We start from the raw sequence: 2,043 nt of genomic DNA, 5'->3' as shown, positions 1-2,043 counted from the left end.
CCTGTTAGCTCGATTCTTTTTTTCTTTTTGATTTGGGTGATCCACGCCGTTCTCCCTTTGTCCTTCATTTGTCTGTGAAAATCCTGGAGGGTCGTATCTTTCACAATATTCCTCTTGGCGGCAGCATCAATTAAACTTGTTAAATATAGAGATAGTCGTGGTTTATCTGCTGGTTTATTGAAAATAACATCTGCAACAGATCCATCTACAGCGACAACACGCGCGGACACTGTATTTTTAGGATCTCTGAAGAAAGGATCGAGATAGTCAAACCAATCCTTCTTTTTAAGCAGTCGTTCTCCCACCAAAAGCAATTGCGTTTTACTTCCTGATGTTAATCCTATTACCCTCGCATCAAATTTTTCTCTTGAATGTCGGAGGGTGTATGATTTAACTTCATACACTTCTTCCTTATCTTTTGCCTCTTTACTAAATATCGGGCTTGACATATACACTAATAAATTATCCTCTTCATCTAAATCGAGGCCTAAAATAAGTGAGACGCTAACTTCCTCTATTGGTGTAGCATCCATACACCCAGAGAGTAACATTACAAGGATTAAAAGACACAATCCTATTTTTCGGCTCATGAAAATCTCCTCCGTGAAAATTTCTCATATCCCCAACTGTAAATCCATAAAAAAACGGGAAACACATATGCTACCGCAATCCCGGCATTCGAAGCCCATTTTTGCCAGGTTGTTACTTCCATCCATGTTGGTTGAACAAAAAATGTGCCCACGACGAGTAAACCTAACAAAACGGGCACATATGAACTATGATCCTGCTTATTCATTAATTGACTGAAACTAAAGACCGTACAGTACATGTACAAGATCCAGGCTCTTGAGGAAAAAAGGATCAAAATATTCAATATAACCACGTCAAGACGTTCAATAAACCGGAATTCAATCACTTTGAGCATACTTAGGACAGGCTGATTAAAATCGGTAATGCTATCCGGACTAAAGAACACAAAACAGCTAATGGTTACAAAGAGATAAAAGAACATCGATAGGGTGTTGGCAATAATAATTCCATGAATGGCATATTGCTTTTTCTTTAAGAAAGGATAAAAGAAAAAGACAAGTTCAAACCCTAGGAACGAATAAATGACCGGCGGCACGGTAGCTGAAATTGACTTCCAACCAACTTTAAACAATGGAAGTAAATTCAAGAAACTTCCATCTTTTAATGGAAACAAAAAAATTACGGGGAGCCACATCGTCATATAGAATATCAATTCATTATATCTTCCAATAACACGGAGACCATTCCTGACTATAAATAATACCGGGATTGAAAATAACAACACAATTAAGTAGTCAGGTGTATTGGGAAGAAACCATGCTTTTATATAAAGAAAAGTGTTAATAAATATCATCAAAGAAAAGCATAAAGTGTATCCAAGAATAATGAAAATAGCCACTTTACCCAGTATTTTCCCGAAAAATCGGATAAGAAGATCGTAAAGCGTGTCATTTGGGTACTTCTCAGCCGTTTTCACCATAATAATACTGGCAGCAACGCTTAATATCCAACCAATGATGAGGCCCATCCAGCCGTCTGTTCCAGCCTTTTCGGCAACAACTTTAGGAAGCGACAAAAAACCGACCCCCATTTGGGTCCCAACAATTAAAAAAATATATTGCAGGAGGGTGATTTCATTATGAGTGTATTTTTTCATTTTCCTCACCTTCTTTTAGGCTTTCCCTGACGTTTGGATTGAATGGTCCTTACACTTTTTGGTCGTGTAATCATTTTCCATAAAGGAAAACGAATAAATGAGTCCTTCATATCAGCAAAACGGAAAGGAGCTAATGGGCTCGCATATGGAGTTCCCAGCGATTCAAGACTAATTAAATGGACAATCAACGTCATGGCACCAATCATGATTCCGGTACTCCCAAACATGACTGCTAATAACATCATGGGAAACCGCAGCATTCGGATAGCCGTCCCCATGTCATAACTTGGAATGATAAATGAGCCGATTGCCGTTGCAGAAACGACAATCACCATAATATTGCTTACTATACCTGC

General features: G+C 38.4%; 3 protein-coding genes. All 3 read right to left on the bottom strand.

Going from position 1 to position 2,043, the window contains the following annotated elements; all coding sequences use genetic code 11:
* A partial coding sequence (locus tag BW986_RS29115; RefSeq protein WP_464683691.1) for a Ger(x)C family spore germination protein occupies nt 1-590 on the bottom strand: 590 nt, incomplete at its 3' end.
* On the bottom strand, nt 587-1,687 hold the full coding sequence (locus tag BW986_RS29110; protein ID WP_076373295.1) for a GerAB/ArcD/ProY family transporter: 1,101 nt from the start codon (nt 1,685-1,687) through the stop codon (nt 587-589). The genes BW986_RS29110 and BW986_RS29115, both read right to left, overlap by 4 nt.
* 5 nt (nt 1,688-1,692) lie before the next feature.
* Nucleotides 1,693-2,043, bottom strand: a 351-nt coding sequence (locus BW986_RS29105; RefSeq protein WP_142244765.1) for a spore germination protein, incomplete at its 5' end; no start/stop codon positions are given.

The sequence above is a fragment of the Peribacillus simplex genome, from assembly GCF_900156045.1.
Classification (GTDB): domain Bacteria; phylum Bacillota; class Bacilli; order Bacillales; family DSM-1321; genus Peribacillus; species Peribacillus simplex_D.
This window is presented reverse-complemented; position numbering and strand designations above follow the sequence as displayed.

Coding starts and splice junctions, on each gene's coding strand:
- BW986_RS29110 (WP_076373295.1), bottom strand. CDS start 1,687: ATGAAAAAATACACTCATAATGAAATCACCCTCCTGCAATATATTTTT.